We start from the raw sequence: 16,896 nt of genomic DNA on the forward strand, positions 1-16,896 counted from the left end.
GGGCACGCCCGGGCTTTTCCCTCGCCCGAACCTGTGCAACGCTCCCGCCGATTGTCAGGAGAGCCTCTGCATGCCCCAGCACTTCACCGCAAGCGACGGTGCCCGCCTTGCCTTCACCGACGAGGGCGAGGGGCTGCCGCTGCTCTGCCTCTCGGGGCTGACACGGACGGGGGCGGACTTCGACCATGTCGCGCCCCACCTGCCGGGGGTCCGGCTGATCCGGCCGGACTATCGCGGCCGCGGCGCGTCGGACTGGACGGGCGCCGCCACCTACACGGTCCCGCAGGAGGCGCGCGACGCGCTGGAGCTGCTCGACCATCTGGGCCTTGCGCAGGTCGCCATCCTCGGCACCTCGCGCGGCGGGCTGATCGGCATGTTCCTCGCCGCCATCGCGAAGGAGCGTCTGACCGGCCTCTGCCTCAACGACGTGGGCCCCGAGATCGAGCGGGCGGGCCTCGAGAAGATCTTTGCCTATGTCGGCCGCAACCCCGCCTTCGCCACCCACGAGGAACTGGCCGAGGCCCTCCCCCGGCTGATGACGGGCTTCGAGCAGGTGCCCCCGGACCGCTGGCTGGCCGAGGCGCGCCTGCACTACAGGCAAGGGCCCGACGGGCTGCGCATCACCTACGACCCCACGCTGCGCGAGGCCTTCCTCGCCGCCTTCGAGGGCGAGCCGGCCGATCTCTGGCCTCTGTTCGACGCCTGCGCCGGCCTGCCGCTCGCGCTGATCCGCGGCGCGAACTCGGATCTCCTGTCGCCCGCCTCGGTGGCCGAGATGCGGCGGCGGCGGCCCGACATGATCTTCGCAGAGGTGCCGGGGCGGGCGCACATCCCCTTCCTTGACGAACCGGAAAGCCTGTCGGCGATCCGCGCCTTCCTGAGGGCCGTGGCATGACCGACATCGCGATGATCGAAGCGGCCGCCGCGCGCCTTGCAGGCCATGCCCGGCGCACCCCGCTGCTCTCGTCTCCGTTCCTCGATGAGATCGCGGGCCGGCGGGTTCTGGTGAAGGCCGAATGCCTGCAGCACACGGGCTCGTTCAAGTTCCGCGGCGCCTGGTCGGCGGTCTCGGCCCTCGACCCTGCACGGCGGGCGCGCGGGGTGATCGCCTATTCCTCGGGCAACCATGCGCAGGGGGTGGCGCTCGCGGCGGCGCGCCACGGGGCGCCCGCGGTGATCGTCATGCCGGCGGACGCGCCCCGGCTCAAGATCGAGAACACCCGCGCACTGGGGGCCGAGGTGGTGCTCTACGATCGCGCCACCGAGGACCGCGACGCGATCGGCCTCAGGCTGTCGGAAGAGCGCGGCCTGACCCTCATCCGGCCCTTCGACGAGCCGCTGGTGATCGCGGGGCAAGGCACCACCGGCCTCGAGATCGCCGCGCAGGCCGCCGATGAGGGGGTGACGCAGGCCGATGTCCTCACCTGTTGCGGCGGCGGCGGCCTGACCGCGGGCATCGCGCTGGCGCTCGAGGCGCATGCGCCCGGCCTGCGCGCCCGCCCCGCCGAGCCGGAGGGGTTCGACGACACCGCCCGCAGCCTCGCGGCGGGGGCGATCCGGCGCAACGCCGCCCTCACCGGCTCGATCTGCGACGCCATCGTGACGCCGGAACCGGGGCAGATCACCTTTCCCATCCTCGCGCGGCTGTGCGGGCCGGGGCTCGCCGTGTCGGACGAGGAGGCGCTCGAGGCCATGGCGCTCGCCTTCCTGCGCCTCAAGATCGTGCTCGAGCCGGGGGGCGCCGTGGCGCTGGCCGCAGCACTCTTCCGCCCCGAGGCGATCGCCGGGGATGCGGTGATCTGCGTCGCATCGGGCGGCAATGTCGATCCGCCCGTCTTCGCGCGCGCCCTCGCCCGGTTCCCTGATTGAGGCTGCATTTCGCGCTTCGCCAAATGCCTGGCGGTCGCGCCTTGACGCCGCGGAGCGGACGGGGGAACGTTCCCCCGCGCCCTCGGGACGCTTCCGCCCCGCCGGCCAGATGGACCGCACCGATGCCTGACCTCGAACTCGGCGACCTTCACCTGAACTACCGCGAGGAGGGCGACCCGAACGGGGCGCCCGTCGTCTTCGCCCACGCGCTCGGCTCCGACCTGCGGAGCTGGGACAATCTCCTTCCCCTCCTGCCCCCGTCCCTGCGGCTCGTGCGCTACGACCTGCGCGGCCACGGCGGCTCCTCGACGCCCGAGCCGCCCTATGCGATGGGCGCGCTCATCCGCGACGCCGAGCGGCTGATGGAGGCTCTCTCGATCCGGGATGCGGTCTTCGTCGGCTGCTCGATCGGCGGGATGATCGCGCAGGGGATCGCGGTCAAGCGGCTCGACCTGATCCGCGCGCTCGTGCTCTGCGACACGGCGGCCAAGATCGGCACGCCCGAGATCTGGCAGGACCGGATCGACCAGGTGCGCAGCTACGGGCTGGAGTCCCTCGCCGACCCGACGATGAAACGCTGGTTCGCGCCCGCCTTCCGCGCGACCCCCGAGGGCCAGCTCTGGCGCGAGCGTTACATCGCGGGCGATCCCGACGGCTACGCCGGCGGCGCCGCGGCCATTGCGGGAACCGACTTCTACACGACGACCGCGAGCCTCACGCTGCCCACCCTCGCACTTGTCGGTTCCGAGGACGGATCGACCCCGCCCGACCTGGTGCGCGAGACGGCCGGCCTCATCAAGGGCAGCCGGTTCGAGATCATCCGCGGCGCGGGCCATGTGCCCTCGATCGACAAGCCGGCCGAGATGGCCCGGCTTCTGACCGATTTCCTGCGCTCGATCGGGCATGTCTGACTTCCTGCTCGTCCACGGCTCGGGCTATGGCGCCTGGTGCTGGGACGAGACGATCCGCGCGCTAGGGGCGCGCGGCCATACGGCCCGCGCCCTCGACCTGCCCCGTCACACCCTCACGCAGGACCCGAGCCTTGGCCGCTATGCCGATGCGATCCTAGCGGAAATCCACGGACCCGTGACCCTTGTCGGCCACTCCGCCGGCGGCTTTCCCATTGCCGCCGCAGCCGGGCGCGCCCCGCCCGGCCGGATCGAGCGGCTGATCTTCCTTTGCGCCTACGCGCCGCGCGATGGCGCCTCGGTGGCCTCCCTGCGCAGGGAGCAGACGCGCCAGCCCCTGCGGCCTGCCATCCGGGTGGCGCCGGATCGGCGCACCTATTCCTTCGATCCCGCGCTTGCCGGCGACCGCCTCTTCCACGACTGCCCGCCCGAGGTGCGGCGCGCCGCCCTCGCGCGCCTCGTCCCCGAGCCCACGGCGCCGCAGGAAGAGCCGATCCGGCTGACCGCTCGCTACCACGCCACGCCCCGGCACTACATCCGCTGCCTCGCGGATCGCGCCATCCCGCCCGAGCATCAGGCGGCCATGACCGAAGGCTGGCCCGAGGGGACGGTCTCGACCCTGCCCGCGGCCCATTCACCCTTCCTCTCCTGCCCCGAGGCTCTGGCAAAACGTCTCATCTCGGTTGCGGCAAATCCGCTTTCCTGCCGCCCCACCCCCGGCTAGGGTCCGCCCGCCCTTCCCCGCGGACGCGACATGCAAAAGCCTCGGCTTGCCCTTGCCTTCATCCTGATCACCGTCACCCTCGATGCGATCGGGATCGGGCTGATCTTTCCGGTCATGCCGGACCTGATCCTCGAGATCACCGGCCAGCCCCTGTCGGAAGCGGCGGTCTGGGGAGGGCTCCTGTCGGCCTCCTTCGCGGTCATGCAGTTCCTGTTCGGCCCGACCATCGGCAGCCTCTCGGACCGGTTCGGGCGCCGGCCGATCCTGCTCGGCTCGCTCGTCATCATGGCGGCCACCTATCTCGCCATGGCGCTCGCCCCCACGATGGCGATCCTGCTGGCCGCGCGGATCGTGGCGGGCATCGTCTCGGCTACCTACGCCACCGCCTCGGCCTTCATCGCCGACGTGACCCCGCCCGAGGATCGCGGCAAGCGATTCGCCCTGATCGGCGCGGGCTTCGGGATCGGCTTCGTGCTGGGCCCCGCCATGGGCGGCCTGCTGGCGGGGATCGACCTGCGCGCGCCCTTCCATGCCGCGGCGCTGATGGCAGTGCTGAACCTCATCCTCGGCAGCCTCATCCTGCCCGAGACGGTGACCGACGCCACCCGCCGCCCCTTCTCCCTGGCCCGCGCCAACCCGCTGGGCGCGCTGCGCGCCGTGGCGCGCCTGCCCGAGCTGCGCCGCCCGCTCGCGGTCTTCCTGATCCTCGGGATCGCGATGAACGTCTACCCGGCCGTCTGGGCCTTCTACGGCCAGGCCGCCTTCGGCTGGGGCGCGGCCATGGTCGGCGCCTCGCTCGCCCTTTACGGCATCAGCTTCGCCGTGGGACAGGTGGCGCTGGTCGGGCCCGCGATCCGCCGCCTCGGCGAGCATCGCACGGCGCTCTTCGGGATCTGGGTCGACATCCTCACCTTGACCGCCTTCGGCTTTCTGGCCTCGGGAACCGGCGCGCTTCTCGTCATCCCCCTGACCGCATTGGGGGGCGTGGTGGTGCCCGCGCTGCAATCCATCCTGTCCCGCGGCACCCCGGCCGATGCACAGGGAGAGCTGCAGGGCCTGCTCGCCTCTCTCAATGCCGTCGCGATGATCACCTCACCGCTCGTGATGACGGCCACGTTCCGCGCCTTCACGCAGGACGGCGCGCCGCTGCATCTGCCCGGCGCGCCGTTCCTTCTGGCCGCGCTCCTGATGGTCGGGGCGCTCGTCCTTCATCTCGCCCGCCGCGCCTAAGTTTCACTCTGCGCAAATATCCTGCGGGGGGAGGTCTCCGCCTGCGGAGACCGGGGGGCGCAAAGCCCCCCGTCCTCAGGCGCCCTGCGCAGCCAGCGCCCGTTCCGCCTCGCGGCCGTGCAGCTCCTGCAGATGGTCGAACCGGCAGGCATAGGTGCCGACGCCCAGGCTCTGCGAGCGGATCTCGACGATCAGCCCGTCCATCTCGCCCTGCGGGATCAGCGCCTGCACCTCGTCCCAGCCCGGCCAACCGGACTTGGCGTCAAATCCCAGCAGCTGCCCCCGCCGCCCGGTCACGATCCGCTGCACGCGGGGCGTGAACTCCGACGGGACCGAGATCGCCACGGCGAGGATCGGCTCCAGAAGCACCGGCCCGCACGAGGGCATCGCCTCGGTCATCCCCTTCAGCGCGGCCTTCTGGAAGGCCATGTCCGAACTGTCGACCGTATGGTAGCTGCCGTCGGTCAGGGTCACGGCCACATCGACCACCTGATGCCCGAGAGGGCCCTTGCCGAGATAGGACTGCACCCCCTTTTCCACCGCCGGGATGTAGTTCTTCGGCACGACGCCGCCGGTAATCCGGTCGTCGAAGGCAAAGCCCTCGCCGCGCGGCTGCGGCCGGATCTCGAGATGTATGTCGGCAAACTCCCCATGCCCGCCCGACTGCTTCTTGTGCCGGGCGTGGATCGAGGTGGCCCTGGTGATCGTCTCGCGGTAGGGCACCGCGGGCCGCGACGCGGTGACGCTCAGGCCATATTCGTTCTTCATCCGCGACAGGGCGATCTGAAGCTGCATCTCGCCCTGCCCGCTCAGCACCAGCTCGCCCGTCTCGGCCTGATGGGCCGCCGACAGCGAGGGATCCTCCTCGGCCAGCCGGGCGAGCGCCGCCGCAAGCTTCACCTCGTCGGCCTGCTTCTCGGCCCGGATCGCAAGCGCATGAAGCGGCGCGGGCGGCGCCGGCCAGTCCGCCTCGGCCACGCCCGTTTCCGTCAGCAGGTCGCCCGTCGCGGCCGTGGCCATCCGCCCCAGAGCCACCACCTCACCCGGCCCGGCCGCGCCGCGCGCCGAGGTGCGCCGTCCCGTCAGCGCCATGACCGAACCCACCCGGTCCTGCCCGAGCGTGATCCCGTCCCTCACCTCGCCGGACCAGATCCGCACCAAGGACAGTTTGCCCGACTGGCCCGCATGGATCGTCTTGAAGACCTGCGCCATCGTGCCCGCGGGGGCGATGCCCAGCCGCTCGGCCGTGGCCTCCACGCCCGGCGCCTCGTGCCGCAGCGCCTTGAGCAGCCGCCGGATGCCGTTCTCGTTCTCGGCCGAGCCGAAGAAGACGGGCACGATCAGGTCCTTCTGCAGATCGCGCGTGAGGTTGGCATAGATCTCGTCGGTCGAGGGCACCACATCCTCGAGCAGTTCGGCCATCAGCCCGTCGTCGAAATCGGCCAGCGCCTCGAGCATCCCCGTCCGCGCCTCGCCGCTGGCATCCGCCATCGCATCGGGCAGCGCCACCAGATCCGAGGGCTTGTGCGGGTTCCACCGCCACGCGCGCTCGGAGACGAGATCCACCATCCCCGCCACCTTGCCCGCCACGTCGCGGATCGGGATCTCGCGCAGGACGAGGGGGCGGGCCGACACCGCCTGCAGGGCCTCGAACGTACCGCGCACCGTGGCCTCGGGCAGGTCCATCTTGTTCACATAGACAAGGTGGGGGATGTTGCGATCGTCGAGAAAGCGCAGGATCGGCGACAGCGTCACGGCGCGCTCGGGCATGGGCTCGGCCACCACCACCACGATGTCGGCCACCATCATGGCGCATTGCGCGTCATGGGTCAGCTCGACCGAGCCGGGGCAGTCGATCAGCGCCCAGGGCTCGCCGAGATAGTCGAAATTGGCCACCGACAGTTCGGTGCTCATCTGGCGCGCCCGCGCCTCGGGGGCGGCGTCGCCCACCGTGTTTCCGTCCTTGACAGCGCCGCGCCGGTCGATGGCGCCCGCGGCAAAGAGCAGATCCTCGAAGAGGGTCGTCTTGCCGCAGGTGTAGCTGCCGACCAGTGCGGCGCAGCGCGGGCCTGATGGTTGATGGCTCATGGATCGTTCTCCCATCGCACAATCCGGAGGCGGAGAGCCGCAAGCGCGCCTCTCCCCGGCTCAGTGTGCGTCTTTGCCGGAAGTCTGGCCAGTGTTTCGTGGCCTGCCTGTGCCAATTGCTCCACCCGCGCCGCCCCTGCTGCCTTGACCTGAATCAATGGAATTCCCCCGAAGCCATGGCCTTTCCTCGGCCACGGCAGTTTCCTATAAGGTGGCCGACCGAAGAGGAGCCGCCCATGCGACAGGCCGAAATCACCCGCAAGACCGCCGAGACCGCCATTTCGGTGAAGGTCGATCTCGACGGAACCGGGCGCTACGACATCCGCACGGGCGTGGGCTTCTTCGACCACATGATGGACCAGCTTGCCCGGCACTCGCTGATCGACATCACGCTGCGCTGCGAGGGCGATCTGCACATCGACGACCACCACACGGTCGAGGATTGCGGCATCGCGCTCGGGCAGGCGCTGACGCAGGCGCTCGGCGACAAGCGGGGGATCCGGCGCTACGGCAGCTTCCATCTCGCGATGGACGACGCGCTCGTGCGCTGCGCGCTGGACCTGTCGGGCCGACCCTATCTGGTCTGCAACCTGCCCTTCCCCACCGCCAAGATCGGCAGCTTCGACACCGAGCTGGTGCGCGAGTTCTTTCAGGCGCTGTCCACCCACGGCGGCATCACGCTGCACGTGGACATGATCCACGGGCTGAACAGCCACCACATCGCCGAGGCCGCCTTCAAGGCGGTGGCGCGCAGCTTGCGCGAGGCGGTCGAGCCCGATCCGCGCGCGGCCTCCGCCATTCCCTCGACCAAGGGGATGCTGTGATGCTGACGGTTCTGGTCGATTACGACAGCGGCAACCTGCACTCGGCGGAAAAGGCCTTCCAGCGCATGGCCGCCGAGGTGGGGGCCGGGCAGGTCATCGTCTCGGACCGGCCCGAGGATGTGGCCCGGGCCGACCGGATCGTGCTGCCGGGCGACGGCGCCTTTCCGGCCTGCCGCCGCGCATTGGGCAGCTATGGCGGCCTGTCCGATGCGATCGAGGAGGCGGTGACGCACAAGGCCCGCCCCTTCCTCGGCATCTGCATCGGCATGCAGATGATGGCCAGCCGCGGCCTCGAATATGAGGAAACGCCCGGCTTCGGCTGGATCGAGGGCGAGGTGGTGCGGATCGCGCCCTCCGATCCGCATCTCAAGGTGCCGCACATGGGCTGGAACGACCTGACGGTGGACCATACCCACCCGGTGCTGGCCGGGATCGAGACGGGCGATCACGCCTATTTCGTCCACTCCTACCATTTCCGCGTGGCGCACGACCACGACCGGCTGGCACATGCGGATTACGGCGAGGCCATCACTGCCATCGTGGGCCGCGAGACGATGGTGGGCACACAGTTCCACCCCGAAAAGAGCCAGAAGACCGGCCTGCGGCTCATCGCCAACTTCCTGAGTTGGAAACCCTGAGCGCGCGACGGGCCCCGCGCTCACGTCACCCGCAACGCGGCAGCCATGCGGCCGGGGGTTCGCGGCCGCGACCCCGCGCGGGCGGCCTGACGCGGGGTCCTTGGCATCGCGGGTCCGCCATGCCAGAAGCCGCCTCACAGAGACAGACCGGAGAGCGCCATGATCCTCTATCCCGCCATCGACCTCAAGGACGGCCAGTGCGTGCGCCTCTTGCGCGGCGAGATGGAGGCGGCGACGGTCTTCGGCGACGATCCGGCCGCGCAGGCGGCGGCCTTCGAGGCCGCGGGCTGCGAATGGCTGCATCTCGTCGATCTGAACGGCGCCTTCGCGGGCCATCCGGTGAATGGCGCCGCCGTCGAGGCGATCCTCGCCCGACTGACGGTGCCCGCCCAGCTCGGCGGCGGCATCCGTGACATGAAGACCATCGCCCTCTGGCTCGAGAAGGGCCTCACGCGGGTCATCCTCGGCACCGTCGCGGTCGAGAACCCGGCCCTCGTGCGCGAGGCCGCCCGCGCCTTCCCCGGCCGCGTCGCCGTCGGCATCGACGCCCGCAAGGGCCGCGTCGCCACCAAGGGCTGGGCCACCGAGACCGACGTGATGGCCACCGACCTCGCACGCTCCTTCGAGGATGCGGGCGTGGCGGCCATCATCTACACCGACATCGACCGCGACGGCGCCATGGCCGGACCCAACATCGAGGCGACCGACGCGCTGGCCCGTGCGGTCTCGATCCCGGTCATCGCCTCGGGCGGCGTCTCCTCGCTCGCCGATCTCGTGGCGCTGCGCGACACCGGCAGCATCGCGGGCGCGATCTCGGGCCGCGCCCTCTACGACGGCGCCCTCGACCTCGCCGAGGCGCTGCGGACGCTCCGCGCCTGATCCCTCGCGCCTTTCAGTCTCGTCCAAATATCCCGGGGTTGAGCCGCAAGGCGGCGAGGGGGCAGAGCCCCCTTCCCCCGGCCCTCCCCAGGCGCTAGGAAGCCCGTGGACGCGGCCGACCAGGGCTTCAGGAGATCCGCCATGCTCAAGACCCGCATCATCCCCTGCCTCGACGTGGCCGACGGCCGCGTGGTCAAGGGCGTGAACTTCGTCGATCTGCGCGACGCCGGCGACCCGGTCGAGGCCGCGCGCGCCTATGATGCCGCCGGCGCCGACGAGCTTTGCTTCCTCGACATCCACGCCACCCACGAAAACCGGGGCACGATGTACGATCTCGTCACCCGCACCGCCGAGCAGTGCTTCATGCCGCTGACGGTGGGCGGCGGGGTGCGCACCCAGCAGGACGTGCGCGCGCTGCTGCTGGCGGGGGCCGACAAGGCCAGCTTCAACTCGGCCGCCGTCGCCGATCCGAACGTGGTGGCCGAGGCCGCCGATCGCTTCGGCAGCCAGTGCATCGTGGTGGCGATCGACGCCAAGACCGTGGCGCCGGGCCGGTGGGAGATCTTCACCCACGGCGGCCGGCGCGCCACCGGCATCGACGCGGTCGAGTTCGCACAGGAAGTGGCGGCGAAGGGCGCGGGCGAGATCCTGCTGACCTCGATGGACCGCGACGGCACCCGCTCGGGCTTCAACCTGCCGCTCACCCGCGCCATCTCGGACGCGGTGCGGATCCCGGTGATCGCGAGCGGCGGCGTCGGCACGCTCGACCATCTGGTCGAGGGCGTCACCGAAGGCGGCGCCTCGGCGGTCCTTGCCGCCTCGATCTTCCACTTCGGCGAATTCACCATCGGCGAGGCCAAGGCGCACATGGCCGCGGCCGGCATTCCCGTGAGGCTCGCATGAGCGTGCTCGAGCGGCTCGCCGCCACCGTCGAGGCCCGCAAGGGCACCGATCCCGACGGTTCCTGGACCGCCAAGCTCCTGGCCCGGGGGCCCGAGAAATGCGCCGAGAAATTCGGCGAAGAGGCGGTCGAGGCGATCATCGAGGCGGTGCGCGGCGATCGCGCCAGGCTCGCCTCCGAGGCGGCGGATGTGCTCTACCACCTTCTCGTGATGCTCGCCGCCCGCGACGTGACGCTGGCCGAGGTGATGGCCGAGCTGGAGAGGCGCGAGGGCACCTCGGGCATCGCCGAGAAGGCCGGGCGGGGCTGACGAACGGGCCGCCTGCGACTTGCTGGCCGGAGCGCCCCGGGGATCGGTCGGAGCCTCCGGCGGGGATATTTGGGCGAGAATGAAAGCCGCGCGCGACGTCTCGGGGGCACGGGCCGCGGGCTCAGAGGCCGAGGCGCGGGATCTCGATGGCGGGGCAGCGGTTCTCCACCACGGCCACGCCACGCGCGCGGGCCTGGGTTGCGGCGTCGGCGTTCGAGACGCCAAGCTGCATCCAGACCGTGCGCAGGTCGGGTAGGCTTGCAAGGGCGGCCGCGACCACCTCGGGCACATGCTCCGAGCGGCGGAAGATATCCACCATGTCCACCTGGTCCCCGGCGAGGTCGGCCAGCCCGGCCCGGACTGTCTCTCCCAGCGCCTCGCGCCCGGCGTGGCCCGGATTGACGGGGATGACCCGATAGCCCTGCTTCCTGAGGAAGGCCGCCACCCGATGGCTCGGCCGCTCGGGGTTCGGCGACCAGCCCACGAGGGCGATGGTCCGGGTCGAGGTCAGGATCTGGCGCAGCGCGTCATTGGTCATGAGAACCCTCCGTCGGTAAAGCGCTCTGGCAAAAAAAAGCGCCCTGGCCATTCGGCCGGGCGCCAGTGCGGAACGAGGGACAGTGAAGGTAGAACGGGGGTTCCGGCCCCGTTCCTCCTGTAACATGGGGGCCACAAGCCCAAAGAAAAGTGGCGGTCGCGCATCCGTGATGATTTATCGGCTTGCGGCCGCATAGAGGGCCACCGCGGCCGCGTTCGAGACGTTGAGCGAGCCGAAGCCTCCGGCGGCGGGGATGCGCACCAGGATGTCGCAGGTGTCGCGGGTCTTGTCGCGCAGGCCCGGCCCCTCGGCCCCCAGCACGAGCCCCACCGGCCTCTTGCCGGCGGTCGCAAGCCCCTCGGCCAGTGTCACGGGCGCCTCGGAATCGAGGCCGAGCAGCATGTAACCCATCGCCTTCAGCCTCTCCATCGCCTCGGCCAGGTTGCCGACCCTGAGGTAGGGCTGCCGTTCGAGCGCGCCGCTGGCCGTCTTGGCCAGCGCGCCGGTTTCCGGGGCGGAATGGCGGTGCGGCGCAACGACCGCCCGGGCGCCGAAGACCTCGGCCGAGCGCAGCACGGCGCCGACGTTGTGCGGGTCGGTCACGCGGTCGAGCAGCACGACGAGCGGCTCGCCCTCGCCCGCGGCGGCGAAATCCTCGAGGCTGCCCCAGTCGAGCGGCCTGACTTCAAGCGCCGCGCCTTGGTGGACCGAGCCCTCGTCGATCGGCGCCGAGAACTTGCGGGGGTCCATGATCTCGGGCTCGATCCCGCCGGCCGCAACGGCCTCGCCCAGCCGGTCGGCCGCGTTCTTCGTCAGCACCAGACGCAGCTTCTGCCGGTTGGGATTGATGAGGGCGTCGCGCACCGCATGGATCCCGAAGAGCCACACGGTTTCCTGCGCGGTCGTGCGCCGCGCGCGCTCCTTCTCGATCACCCAGGTGGGCTTGACGGGTTTCGGCATCGGGAACTCCTGAAAAACGGGGGGCAGAATGGTCCTTGCGACCACGCGGCGCAAGCCGAAAGAAATGCGTCGATGGGCTCTTGACCCTCTGCTGACCCTCGGATAATCACGCGGCCAGTGGGCGACGTGCTGCAAGGTGCGGCAGCGGACTGTAACTCCGCCGAGGCGACTCATGCCTGGTTCGATTCCAGGGTCGCCCACCATCTTCCTGATATTGAACGCTTCCGGTCGCTTTCGGGCGGATGGACCGAGCACGGCCGGGACCGGGCCTTTTGCCGCATGATCCGCGGGCAGAGGGCCATTTCGCCGCGTTGAATGACCCCGCGGACGGGCAAAACATGGTGCCAGTGAAATCGGTGGAGACACCTGTTGCCAGACGCACCCGACTGCAAGGGGCCCGTGCACGCGCATCCGCAGCACAGGCTCCACAGCCCGGCCGAGCCGCCCTCCGACTACCGCTCGCGGTTGGCGATCGGCGCGCACGCCTTCCTGATCTCTCTAGCGGCGGGCGCCGTGACAGGCCTGCTTTCGGGCGCGCTTCGCGCCTTCTGAGGCACGGGCGGGTGCAGTTGGCCGTTAACCTCACGTCCGGGTCAAAGCGCCGCAAGGCGCGGCCCTTGCGGCCGGCCCGCGGATGCTTATGTCGGATTGCGACGGCCCTTTCGCGTGTCCCTTCCGCACCGAGGGCTTTGGCCGCGGGCGACCTCCCCATTGCGCCCGCGGCCCCTTATCTTCCGCGTCCAGTCAATCCGCATGCACCGTCACCGGCGCCCCGCCCGCCTGCGGCTTTCGCAACAGAAGCGCGAGCGGAAGGGCGGCGAGCGTGATCAGCATCATCAGGCGGAAGTCGTCGACATAGCCGATCATCGTCGCCTGCTGCGTCACGAGCTGGTCCATCACCGCCAGCGGCTGCAGCGCCCCCTGCGCCGCCTCGGGTGAGATCTGCCAGAGCTGCGGGTTGTAGGGCGAGACATGCGCGCCCAGCTCGGCGTGGTTGATCTGGCTGTTGTGGGTCAGCATCACCGTCACCATCGAGATGCCCACCGACGAGCCGATGTTGCGCACGAGGCTGAAGAGGCTTGTGGCATCCGCCCGGAAGCGCGGCGCGATGGTGGCGAAGGCCACGGTCGAGAGCGGCACGAAGACGAGGCCCAACCCCAGCCCCTGCACGACGCCCGACAGGATGATGGGCGTGCTGTCCATCTGCGGGCTGAAGCCCGTCATCATGTGCAGCGACAGCGCCGTGAGCGCGAGGCCCGCCGTCACCATCAGCCGCGCATCGACATGGCGCAGCACGCGCCCCGCGATCAGCATAGAGATCATCGTGCCTACTCCGCGCGGGGCCATCACGAGCCCCGTGGTGATCACCGGATAACCGAAGATGTGCGACAGCATCGGCGGCAGGAGTGCGAGGCTTGCCAGCAGGATGATCCCCACCACGAAGATGAAGACGAGGCCGGTGGCGAAGTTGCGGTCGGCGAACATCGCGGGCTCGAGGAAGGGTTTCTCGGCGCCAAGGATGTGGATCACGAAGATCCAGAAGCCGGTGATCATCAGGAACAGGTAGATCCAGATCTCGAGGGCGGCGAACCATTCCACCTCGGCCCCGCGGTCGAGCATCAGCTGCAGCGCGCCAAGCGCAATGGCAAGCATGGCAAAGCCGAAGAAGTCGAAGCGGCGCACGACCCGCTCGGCCCTCGGCAGCCAGGCGGCGCAGCCGAGGAAGGCCACGATCCCCACGGGCAGGTTGATGAAGAAGACCCAGCGCCAGTCCCAGCTCTCGGTCAGCCAGCCGCCGAGCGTGGGGCCGATGATGGGCCCCACCATGATCCCCGCCCCCCAGAGCGCCATCGCCTGTCCCGCCTTCTCGCGCGGGTTGATGTCGAGAAGGAACGTCTGCGACAAGGGCACGATGGCCGCGCCGAAGACGCCCTGCAGCAGGCGGAAGCCCACCATCGAGGGCAGGCTCCAGGCCAGGCCGCAGGCCATCGAGGCCAGCGTGAAGCCCACGATCGAGACGAGGAACAGCTCGCGCTTGCCGATCCGGTCGGCCAGCCAGCCCGTGACGGGCGTCATGATCGCCGCGGCCACGATGTAGGAGGTGAGCACCCAGTTGATCGTATCGGCCGAGGCGTCGAGGTCCCCCGTCATCGAGGGCAGCGCCACGTTCGCGATCGTCGTGTCGAGCACCTGCATGATCGTGGCGAGCATGATCACGAGGGTGATCAGCCCGCGGTGTTCCACGGGCTGTTTCAGGGAATCGGTCATGGCAGCCTCAGTCGGCGGTGGCGGCGAAGCTCGCGAGCCCCGGAATGTGGCGCACGCGGCCGGTATCGACCGACACTTCGGCCGAAAGGCCCGAGGCGAGGCCCGCAAGGTCGGCTCCCTCCTCGAACCGCAGGCGCACGGGAACCCGCTGGGTCACCTTCACCCAGTTTCCGGTCGCGTTCTGCGCCGGCAGCAGCGAGAATTCCGACCCGGTGCCCGCGCCCACGGCTTCGACCGTCGCCTCGTAGGGCCGGTCGGGGTGCAGGTCGAAGGTCACCTCGGCCTTCTGGCCCGGCGCGATGCCCGCCAGCTGCGTCTCCTTGAAGTTGGCGTCGATCCAGACATCCTGCGTCTCGACCAGCGAGAAGAGCGACTGGCCCGCCGTCACCATCTGCCCCGGCTTGAACGAGGCCGCGCGGTAGATCACCCCATCGGCGGGCGCGCGCACTTCGGTCAGCGAGAGCTGGTAGGCGGCCTCGTCGCGGGCCGCCAGCGCAGAGCGGACCGCCGGGTGATCGTCCACCGGGGCGTCGGCCGCGCCACCCAGGGCCGCCAGCGCACTCGCCGTGGCCTGCCGGGCCACGACGCGCAGTTCGGCCGCGCGCTGTGCCTCGTGGCGGGCATCGTCGAGCGCGGTTGTCGAGGCCACGCCCTTTGTCGACAGCGCCTGCTGGCGCGCAAGTTCGTTGGCAAGATAGGCCGCATCGTCGGCCGCGAGATTTTCCTGCGCCACGGCCTGCGCATGGGCCACCTTCAGCTGCTCGACCTGCAGCCGGGCCGCGGCGACGGCGGCCTCGGCCCTGGCCAGCGCGAGGCGGCGCGGCTCGGGGTCGATCACGAACAGGATGTCGCCCTTCTGCACGGGCCGGTTGTCGGCGACCGAAACCTCCGTCACCCGGCCCGAGACTTCGGACGCGATCGCCACCACCGCCTGATGCAGATAGGCGTTGTCGGTCGTCTCGTAGCGGCCGCCGGTGATCCACCAGGCGCCGGCGCCACCAAGCAGCGCGGCCGGCAGGGCCGCCATCAGCAGGATGCGGCGTGCCCGGCGGGGCTTCGGCTCGGCCACCACCGGGGTTGCGCGAAGAGTGTCGGAAGAGGTCTGGGCGTTCATCGGCTGGCCTTGGTGCAGGGATGGCGGTCCTCCGCCTCCGCGTCGCTGAGATTGGTGACGATGGTCCGCAGCATCGCGACCAGTTCGCCGCGGCGCTCGGGCGGAATGCCTCCGAGAGCCTCGTCATAGACCTCGTCGGCGATGGTCTGGATGCCGGCATAGGCGGCCAGCGTCTTGTCCGTCGGCGCCACGAGACGGGCGCGGCGGTCGCAGGGGTAGGGCTCACGGCGCACCCATCCGCCCTGCTCCATCCGGTCGATCAGGCGCGAGACGCTGATCGGCTCGATGTCGAGCAGATCCGCAAGCCTGGCCTGCGTCGCCCGAGGCTCGCGCGAAAGCTGCGCCAGAAGCCGCCATTGCGCCGTCGACAGGCCGAGGTGGCTTGTGCGGCTTTCAAATCGCTTGAGGACGGCGCGGGTCGCGTCGTGCAGCAGGAGTCCCAATCTGTCCGTATCCTTTTTCATGTGCCTCAGATATAATAAGCCTGCTTACTAATCAAGCCGCCGCTGCTGCGCGCGCGAAATCGTGAGGGGAGGGCCCGGTTGATGCGGACCTTGCGGGGCCCATGTCGGGCAAGAGCCCTCAGGACCGTCCGCATGACCCTCTCCCGCCGCCTGTTCCTCGCCGCCGGGGCATCGCTTGCCCTGCCCACCCCGATCCGCGCGCAGACGCCGCGGCGGCCTCGGCTGTCGCGCACGCTGGCCGCCGCAAGCCGGCATGACCAGCTGCGCGCGCTGGTGATCGCGCAGGGCGGCGAGACGCTGCTGGCCGAGGCCGTGCGCGGCCCGGCCCCGGACCGGGCGGTGAATGTGAAGTCGGTCTCGAAGACCATCGTGGCCGCGGTGCTGGGCGCCGCGCTCGACCGCGGGGTGGTGCCGGGGATCGGGGCCACGATCGGAGAGGTTGCGCCCCGGCTGATCCCGTCCGGCGCCGATCCGCGCGTCCGCGATCTTGCGCTCGAGGATCTGGTGACGATGCGGGCGGGGCTCGAGCGGACCTCGGGCGGCAATTATGGCGCCTGGGTCTCGAGCCGGAACTGGGTGTCCTACGCGCTCTCGCGGCCGATGGTGGCGGACCCCGGCGGGCGGATGCTCTATTCGACCGGCAGCTTCCATGTGCTGGGCGCCGTCATGGCCGAGGCGAGTGGCCAAAGCCTGCTCGCCATGACGCGCGACTGGCTGGGCCGCCCGCTCGGGGTGGACATCCCCGCCTGGACGCGCGATCCGCAAGGGTTCTATCTGGGCGGGAACGAGATGGCGCTCTCGCCGCTCGCCCTTCTGCGCTTCGGCGAGATGGTCCGGCGGGGCGGCCGGCACGACGGCGCGCAGGTCCTATCGGAAGACTGGGTGCGGCGCTCGCTGCAGGAGAGGACGCGGTCGCCCTTCTCGGGCCTGGGCTACGGCTATGGCTGGTTCATCGGCCGCGCGGGCAACGAGCGGATCGCGCTTGCCCGCGGCTACGGAGGCCAGCTCGTGTGCCTGCTGCCGGATCTCGAGGCGACGATGGTCGTCACCTCGGACGCCACCCAGCCCGCCCGCAGCGGAGGATATTTCGGCGATCTCATGCGGCTGATCGGCGAGGTGGCCGTGCCGGAGCTGCGCAGCGCCTGAGTCACGTTCCAGTCAGCCACGGAGCAGCACGCTTG

At 70.4% G+C, this 16,896-nt stretch carries 18 protein-coding genes and 1 tRNA gene; 13 read left to right on the top strand and 6 right to left on the bottom strand.

Features of this window, described 5'->3' with window-relative positions; translation table 11 throughout:
- Positions 1-70: 70 nt before the first annotated feature.
- The 5 genes from FG154_RS01930 to FG154_RS01950 all read left to right on the top strand — a co-directional run bounded on the left by FG154_RS01930 (position 71) and on the right by FG154_RS01950 (position 4,731).
- Positions 71-895, top strand: a complete 825-nt coding sequence (locus tag FG154_RS01930) for an alpha/beta fold hydrolase (RefSeq protein ID WP_145103842.1) — start codon at positions 71-73, stop codon at positions 893-895.
- The gene (locus FG154_RS01935; RefSeq protein WP_145103845.1) at positions 892-1,869 is read left to right on the top strand and encodes a threonine ammonia-lyase; all 978 of its coding nucleotides are present in this window, start codon (positions 892-894) and stop codon (positions 1,867-1,869) included. The genes FG154_RS01930 and FG154_RS01935 overlap by 4 nt, the downstream gene beginning before the upstream one ends.
- Before the next feature lie 122 nt (positions 1,870-1,991).
- Positions 1,992-2,780, top strand: coding sequence for a 3-oxoadipate enol-lactonase (gene pcaD / locus FG154_RS01940; RefSeq protein ID WP_145103847.1), 789 nt, complete (start codon positions 1,992-1,994; stop codon positions 2,778-2,780).
- Positions 2,773-3,501 carry an alpha/beta fold hydrolase gene (locus FG154_RS01945; protein WP_145103849.1) on the top strand — a complete coding sequence of 243 codons (729 nt, stop codon included), beginning with the start codon at positions 2,773-2,775 and terminating at the stop codon, positions 3,499-3,501. The genes pcaD and FG154_RS01945 overlap by 8 nt, the downstream gene beginning before the upstream one ends.
- Positions 3,502-3,531: 30 nt before the next feature.
- Positions 3,532-4,731, top strand: a complete 1,200-nt coding sequence (locus FG154_RS01950) for a TCR/Tet family MFS transporter (RefSeq protein ID WP_145103851.1) — start codon at positions 3,532-3,534, stop codon at positions 4,729-4,731.
- A gap of 75 nt (positions 4,732-4,806) precedes the next feature.
- Here FG154_RS01950 and FG154_RS01955 read toward each other — a convergent pair whose 3' ends face one another.
- The gene (locus FG154_RS01955) at positions 4,807-6,819 is read right to left on the bottom strand and encodes an elongation factor G (RefSeq protein ID WP_145103853.1); all 2,013 of its coding nucleotides are present in this window, start codon (positions 6,817-6,819) and stop codon (positions 4,807-4,809) included.
- Between the two features lie 236 nt (positions 6,820-7,055).
- On the opposite strand from FG154_RS01955, the gene hisB reads away from it, so the two are divergent.
- The 5 genes from hisB (at position 7,056) to FG154_RS01980 (ending at position 10,371) form a co-directional block, all read left to right on the top strand.
- Positions 7,056-7,643, top strand: coding sequence for an imidazoleglycerol-phosphate dehydratase HisB (gene hisB / locus FG154_RS01960; protein ID WP_145103855.1), 588 nt, complete (start codon positions 7,056-7,058; stop codon positions 7,641-7,643).
- Positions 7,643-8,281, top strand: coding sequence for an imidazole glycerol phosphate synthase subunit HisH (gene hisH / locus FG154_RS01965; protein WP_145103857.1), 639 nt, complete (start codon positions 7,643-7,645; stop codon positions 8,279-8,281). The genes hisB and hisH overlap by 1 nt, the downstream gene beginning before the upstream one ends.
- A gap of 159 nt (positions 8,282-8,440) precedes the next feature.
- Positions 8,441-9,160, top strand: coding sequence for a 1-(5-phosphoribosyl)-5-[(5-phosphoribosylamino)methylideneamino]imidazole-4-carboxamide isomerase (gene hisA, locus FG154_RS01970; protein ID WP_145103859.1), 720 nt, complete (start codon positions 8,441-8,443; stop codon positions 9,158-9,160).
- Between the two features lie 141 nt (positions 9,161-9,301).
- Positions 9,302-10,063: an imidazole glycerol phosphate synthase subunit HisF gene (hisF, locus tag FG154_RS01975; RefSeq protein ID WP_145103861.1), complete on the top strand. Its 762-nt coding sequence runs from the start codon at positions 9,302-9,304 to the stop codon at positions 10,061-10,063.
- The gene (locus tag FG154_RS01980; RefSeq protein ID WP_145103863.1) at positions 10,060-10,371 is read left to right on the top strand and encodes a phosphoribosyl-ATP diphosphatase; all 312 of its coding nucleotides are present in this window, start codon (positions 10,060-10,062) and stop codon (positions 10,369-10,371) included. The genes hisF and FG154_RS01980 overlap by 4 nt, the downstream gene beginning before the upstream one ends.
- Before the next feature lie 121 nt (positions 10,372-10,492).
- On the opposite strand, the gene FG154_RS01985 is transcribed toward FG154_RS01980, so the two are convergent.
- Both FG154_RS01985 and rlmB read right to left on the bottom strand, forming a co-directional pair.
- Positions 10,493-10,909, bottom strand: a complete 417-nt coding sequence (locus FG154_RS01985) for a CoA-binding protein (RefSeq protein WP_145103865.1) — start codon at positions 10,907-10,909, stop codon at positions 10,493-10,495.
- A 174-nt stretch (positions 10,910-11,083) separates the two neighbouring features.
- The gene (gene rlmB / locus FG154_RS01990; RefSeq protein ID WP_145103867.1) at positions 11,084-11,869 is read right to left on the bottom strand and encodes a 23S rRNA (guanosine(2251)-2'-O)-methyltransferase RlmB; all 786 of its coding nucleotides are present in this window, start codon (positions 11,867-11,869) and stop codon (positions 11,084-11,086) included.
- Positions 11,870-11,988: 119 nt separating this feature from the next.
- On the opposite strand from rlmB, the gene FG154_RS01995 reads away from it, so the two are divergent.
- Together FG154_RS01995 and FG154_RS02000 are read left to right on the top strand one after the other, a co-directional pair.
- Positions 11,989-12,072: transfer RNA gene (locus tag FG154_RS01995), tRNA-Tyr, on the top strand.
- 166 nt (positions 12,073-12,238) lie between these two features.
- Complete coding sequence (locus tag FG154_RS02000; RefSeq protein WP_145103869.1) at positions 12,239-12,421, top strand: hypothetical protein; 183 nt, start codon at positions 12,239-12,241, stop codon at positions 12,419-12,421.
- A gap of 192 nt (positions 12,422-12,613) precedes the next feature.
- On the opposite strand, the gene FG154_RS02005 is transcribed toward FG154_RS02000, so the two are convergent.
- From FG154_RS02005 to FG154_RS02015, 3 genes are read right to left on the bottom strand one after another with little or no spacing between them, the layout of a single operon-like run.
- On the bottom strand, positions 12,614-14,137 hold the full coding sequence (locus FG154_RS02005; RefSeq protein WP_145103871.1) for a DHA2 family efflux MFS transporter permease subunit: 1,524 nt from the start codon (positions 14,135-14,137) through the stop codon (positions 12,614-12,616).
- A gap of 7 nt (positions 14,138-14,144) precedes the next feature.
- On the bottom strand, positions 14,145-15,251 hold the full coding sequence (locus tag FG154_RS02010; protein WP_145103873.1) for an HlyD family secretion protein: 1,107 nt from the start codon (positions 15,249-15,251) through the stop codon (positions 14,145-14,147).
- Entirely contained in the window at positions 15,248-15,715 is a 468-nt protein-coding gene (locus tag FG154_RS02015) for a MarR family transcriptional regulator (RefSeq protein WP_145103875.1), read from the bottom strand. The genes FG154_RS02010 and FG154_RS02015 overlap by 4 nt, the downstream gene beginning before the upstream one ends.
- A 132-nt stretch (positions 15,716-15,847) precedes the next feature.
- On the opposite strand from FG154_RS02015, the gene FG154_RS02020 reads away from it, so the two are divergent.
- Positions 15,848-16,861: a serine hydrolase domain-containing protein gene (locus FG154_RS02020; RefSeq protein WP_145103877.1), complete on the top strand. Its 1,014-nt coding sequence runs from the start codon at positions 15,848-15,850 to the stop codon at positions 16,859-16,861.
- Positions 16,862-16,896 lie beyond the last annotated feature (35 nt).

The sequence above is a fragment of the Cereibacter sediminicola genome (assembly GCF_007668225.1).
Taxonomy (GTDB): domain Bacteria; phylum Pseudomonadota; class Alphaproteobacteria; order Rhodobacterales; family Rhodobacteraceae; genus Cereibacter_A; species Cereibacter_A azotoformans.